Here is a 5,601-nt window from a genome sequence, read left to right on the forward strand (position 1 = left end):
GCATGTGCACAATGCGCGGCCCTGCTGAGGGGGTGGCCTTGAGGGGCTGCCGAATCGGCGGGGGATCTGAAGCAGAAAGCGTGTCGAGAAGGTGTTGACGGCCCGGAAATCTGCTGTAAGATGTGCGGCTCGCTCGGGCACTTAGGTGCTGGGCACGGGACGCGGCGCTGAGGCCGGTTCCGAAGGATCTTTGACAGTGTGCGCAGGTGACTTGTGCGGGCGTCTGGCCGGTGGCGATGGTTGTCCATCAGCAGACGTTCGACACAGAGTCCAAATGAAGCAGTAACGGGCATCGCGAGATGCTTGAGATTGAGTTTGTTTGGGCCTGGATAGACGACTGCACTCAAAGCATAAGCAACGGTCTTCGGACTGGCGCTGCAATACTTAAGTGAAGAGTTTGATCCTGGCTCAGAGTGAACGCTGGCGGCAGGCCTAACACATGCAAGTCGAACGGCAGCACAGGGGAGCTTGCTCCCTGGGTGGCGAGTGGCGGACGGGTGAGGAATACGTCGGAATCTGCCTTTTCGTGGGGGATAACGTAGGGAAACTTACGCTAATACCGCATACGACCTACGGGTGAAAGCCGGGGACCTTCGGGCCTGGCGCGGAAAGATGAGCCGACGTCGGATTAGCTAGTTGGCGGGGTAAAGGCCCACCAAGGCGACGATCCGTAGCTGGTCTGAGAGGATGATCAGCCACACTGGAACTGAGACACGGTCCAGACTCCTACGGGAGGCAGCAGTGGGGAATATTGGACAATGGGCGCAAGCCTGATCCAGCCATGCCGCGTGTGTGAAGAAGGCCTTCGGGTTGTAAAGCACTTTTGTACGGGAAGAAAAGCTTTCGGTTAATACCCGGGAGTCATGACGGTACCGTAAGAATAAGCACCGGCTAACTTCGTGCCAGCAGCCGCGGTAATACGAAGGGTGCAAGCGTTACTCGGAATTACTGGGCGTAAAGCGTGCGTAGGTGGTTTGTTAAGTCTGATGTGAAAGCCCTGGGCTCAACCTGGGAATGGCATTGGATACTGGCAGTCTAGAGTGCGGTAGAGGGTAGTGGAATTCCCGGTGTAGCAGTGAAATGCGTAGATATCGGGAGGAACATCCGTGGCGAAGGCGACTACCTGGACCAGCACTGACACTGAGGCACGAAAGCGTGGGGAGCAAACAGGATTAGATACCCTGGTAGTCCACGCCCTAAACGATGCGAACTGGATGTTGGGTTCAACTAGGAACTCAGTATCGAAGCTAACGCGTTAAGTTCGCCGCCTGGGAAGTACGGTCGCAAGACTGAAACTCAAAGGAATTGACGGGGGCCCGCACAAGCGGTGGAGTATGTGGTTTAATTCGATGCAACGCGAAGAACCTTACCTGGCCTTGACATGCACGGAACTTTCCAGAGATGGATTGGTGCCTTCGGGAACCGTGACACAGGTGCTGCATGGCTGTCGTCAGCTCGTGTCGTGAGATGTTGGGTTAAGTCCCGCAACGAGCGCAACCCTTGTCCTTAGTTGCCAGCACGTAATGGTGGGAACTCTAAGGAGACCGCCGGTGACAAACCGGAGGAAGGTGGGGATGACGTCAAGTCATCATGGCCCTTACGGCCAGGGCTACACACGTACTACAATGGTGGGGACAGAGGGCTGCAAACCGGCGACGGTGAGCCAATCCCAGAAACCCCATCTCAGTCCGGATCGGAGTCTGCAACTCGACTCCGTGAAGTCGGAATCGCTAGTAATCGCAGATCAGCATTGCTGCGGTGAATACGTTCCCGGGCCTTGTACACACCGCCCGTCACACCATGGGAGTGGGTTGCTCCAGAAGTAGCTAGTCTAACCGCAAGGGGGACGGTTACCACGGAGTGATTCATGACTGGGGTGAAGTCGTAACAAGGTAGCCGTATCGGAAGGTGCGGCTGGATCACCTCCTTTAGAGACTAAAGACAGCTTGTTCAAAGCCTGTCAGGCGTCCGCACAAGTGACCTGCATTCAGAGTTCCGGTTGGCCGAGAGGCCGATGCGGGAGCGTCCCTTTTTTGCTGTTGAAGCATGGGGCTTTAGCTCAGCTGGGAGAGCACCTGCTTTGCAAGCAGGGGGTCGTCGGTTCGATCCCGACAAGCTCCACCAACGGCGGCGGGTCCTGGGATGCACGACACATTGGGTCTGTAGCTCAGGTGGTTAGAGCGCACCCCTGATAAGGGTGAGGCCGGTGGTTCGAGTCCTCCCAGACCCACCAACTCTGAATGATTCTGCGCACACTCAAGATTTGAAGCGATCGGGCACTGTGGCCCGCGTCGTGTTCTTTGAAAACTGGGACGTAGCGAGCGTTTTGAGACGGAATGTCCATGACGTGTCGTAGAGGCTAAGGCGGGGCCCTTTGAGGCCCTAACATTTGAAGTTGTCGTTGATATTCGCGTTCCGCGGTTTGTACCCGCGGGCACAGACAACCCTGAGGCGACTTGGGGTTATATGGTCAAGCGAATAAGCGCACACGGTGGATGCCTTGGCGGTCAGAGGCGATGAAGGACGTGGCAGCCTGCGAAAAGCGTGGGGGAGCTGGCAACAAGCATTGATCCCGCGATGTCCGAATGGGGAAACCCACTCCGCAAGGAGTATTGCATGGTGAATACATAGCCATGCAAGGCGAACCCGGTGAACTGAAATATCTAAGTAACCGGAGGAAAAGAAATCAACCGAGATTCCCTGAGTAGTGACGAGCGAACGGGGAGCAGCCCTTAAGCTGGTTGAGTTTTAGCAAAACAACCTGGAAAGGTTGGCCATAGACGGTGACAGCCCGGTATGCGAAAGAACTCTTTCAGTGAAATCGAGTAGGGCGGGGCACGAGAAACCCTGTCTGAACATGGGGGGACCATCCTCCAAGGCTAAATACTCCTGACCGACCGATAGTGAACCAGTACCGTGAGGGAAAGGCGAAAAGAACCCTGGTGAAGGGAGTGAAATAGACCCTGAAACCGTGTGCGTACAAGCAGTAGGAGCCCTTCGGGGTGACTGCGTACCTTTTGTATAATGGGTCAGCGACTTATTGTTCGTGGCAAGCTTAACCGTATAGGGGAGGCGAAGGGAAACCGAGTCTGATAAGGGCGCATAGTCGCGGGCAATAGACCCGAAACCGGGTGATCTAGTCATGCCCAGGGTGAAGGTTGAGTAACATCAACTGGAGGCCCGAACCCACTCCCGTTGCAAAGGTAGGGGATGAGGTGTGATTAGGAGTGAAAAGCTAATCGAACCCGGAGATAGCTGGTTCTCCTCGAAAGCTATTTAGGTAGCGCCTCATGTGAATCTTCCTGGGGGTAGAGCACTGTTATGGCTAGGGGGTCATTGCGACTTACCAAACCATGGCAAACTCCGAATACCAGGACAGAATGCATGGGAGACACACGGCGGGTGCTAACGTCCGTCGTGAAAAGGGAAACAACCCAGACCCACAGCTAAGGTCCCAAATCAACGCTGAGTGGAAAACGATGTGGAAAGGCACAGACAGCCAGGAGGTTGGCTTAGAAGCAGCCACCCTTTAAAGAAAGCGTAATAGCTCACTGGTCGAGTCGGTCTGCGCGGAAGATTTAACGGGGCTAAGCGTTGAACCGAAGCTTGGGGTGCACAACTTGTTTGTGCGCGGTAGAGGAGCGTTCCGTAAGCCGGTGAAGGTGGATTGAGAAGTCTGCTGGAGGTATCGGAAGTGCGAATGCTGACATGAGTAACGATAATGCGGGTGAAAAGCCCGCACGCCGAAAGCCCAAGGTTTCCTTGCGCAACGTTAATCGACGCAGGGTGAGTCGGCCCCTAAGGCGAGGCAGAAATGCGTAGTCGATGGGAAGCTGGTTAATATTCCAGCACCTCGCGTAAGTGCGATGGAGGGACGGAGAAGGTTAGGTCTACCGGGCGTTGGTTGTCCCGGGGAAAGGCGGTAGGTGTGGGTCTTAGGCAAATCCGGGACCCTTTAACACCGAGCACCGAGACGAGCCCATTAGGGCGAAGTGACTGATACCACGCTTCCAGGAAAAGCTCCTAAGCTTCAGCTTACGCAGACCGTACCGTAAACCGACACAGGTGGGCAGGATGAGAATTCTCAGGCGCTTGAGAGAACTCGGGTGAAGGAACTAGGCAACATGGCACCGTAACTTCGGGAGAAGGTGCACCCCTGCTGGTGGCCCATGCGGGCTATAGCTGGCGGGGGTCGCAGTGACCAGGCCGCTGCGACTGTTTATCAAAAACACAGCACTCTGCAAACACGAAAGTGGACGTATAGGGTGTGACGCCTGCCCGGTGCTGGAAGGTTAATTGATGGGGTCAGCCGCAAGGCGAAGCTCTTGATCGAAGCCCCAGTAAACGGCGGCCGTAACTATAACGGTCCTAAGGTAGCGAAATTCCTTGTCGGGTAAGTTCCGACCTGCACGAATGGCGTAACGACAGCGGCGCTGTCTCCACCCGAGACTCAGTGAAATTGAAATCGCTGTGAAGATGCAGCGTTCCCGTGGCAAGACGGAAAGACCCCGTGAACCTTTACTATAGCTTTACACTGAACGTTGAGTTCGTCTGTGTAGGATAGGTGGGAGGCTATGAAACTGTGGCGCCAGCTGCAGTGGAGCCATCCTTGAAATACCACCCTGTCGTGCTTGACGTTCTAACCTGGGCCCGTAATCCGGGTCGGGGACCGTGTATGGTGGGTAGTTTGACTGGGGCGGTCTCCTCCCAAAGTGTAACGGAGGAGCACGAAGGTACGCTCAGCGCGGTCGGACATCGCGCACTGTGTGCAAAGGCATAAGCGTGCTTGACTGCAAGATCGACGGATCAAGCAGGTACGAAAGTAGGTCTTAGTGATCCGGTGGTTCTGTATGGAAGGGCCATCGCTCAACGGATAAAAGGTACTCCGGGGATAACAGGCTGATACCGCCCAAGAGTTCATATCGACGGCGGTGTTTGGCACCTCGATGTCGGCTCATCACATCCTGGGGCTGTAGTCGGTCCCAAGGGTATGGCTGTTCGCCATTTAAAGTGGTACGCGAGCTGGGTTCAGAACGTCGTGAGACAGTTCGGTCCCTATCTGCCATGGGCGTTGGAGATTTGAGAGGGGCTGCTCCTAGTACGAGAGGACCGGAGTGGACGAACCTCTGGTGTTCCGGTTATCACGCCAGTGGTATTGCCGGGTAGCTATGTTCGGAAGCGATAACCGCTGAAAGCATCTAAGCGGGAAGCGCGCCTCAAGATGAGATCTCCCGGGAGCTTGACTCCCCTGAAGGAACCATCAAGACCAGGTGGTTGATAGGCTGGGTGTGTAAGTACAGCAATGTATTGAGCTAACCAGTACTAATGATCCGTGTGGCTTGACCATATAACCTCAAGTGGCCTTGGACTCGACGACGCGTCGACGACATTCCAAACCAATTTCGCTACGTCCCAACCCATGAGAGTCCGCGCCCAAGGCGCGACTCCACCCCCTTGTCCAGCGACAATAGCGGTGTGGCACCACCCGATCCCATCCCGAACTCGGAAGTGAAACGCACATGCGCCGATGGTAGTGTGGCCTAAGCCATGCAAGAGTAGGTCATCGCTGGGCATTTACACCCAAGGCCGGTTCCCAAAAGG

At 55.5% G+C, this 5,601-nt stretch carries 2 tRNA genes and 3 rRNA genes; all 5 read left to right on the top strand.

Annotated elements, in window-relative coordinates:
• Nucleotides 1-385 precede the first annotated feature (385 nt).
• A 16S ribosomal RNA gene (locus K6753_RS14380) occupies nucleotides 386-1,930 on the top strand.
• 118 nt (nucleotides 1,931-2,048) lie between these two features.
• Nucleotides 2,049-2,124 (top strand) — tRNA-Ala (locus K6753_RS14385).
• A gap of 32 nt (nucleotides 2,125-2,156) precedes the next feature.
• Nucleotides 2,157-2,233: transfer RNA gene (locus tag K6753_RS14390), tRNA-Ile, on the top strand.
• A gap of 235 nt (nucleotides 2,234-2,468) precedes the next feature.
• A 23S ribosomal RNA gene (locus K6753_RS14395) occupies nucleotides 2,469-5,347 on the top strand.
• Nucleotides 5,348-5,457: 110 nt separating this feature from the next.
• Nucleotides 5,458-5,572, top strand: a 5S ribosomal RNA gene (rrf, locus tag K6753_RS14400).
• Together the 16S, 23S and 5S rRNA genes with 2 tRNA genes alongside form the textbook arrangement of a ribosomal RNA operon.
• The last annotated feature ends 29 nt before the right edge of the window (nucleotides 5,573-5,601 follow it).

Origin of the sequence: Novilysobacter selenitireducens, assembly GCF_020026895.1 — a bacterium.
Taxonomy (GTDB): Bacteria; Pseudomonadota; Gammaproteobacteria; order Xanthomonadales; family Xanthomonadaceae; genus Lysobacter_C; species Lysobacter_C selenitireducens.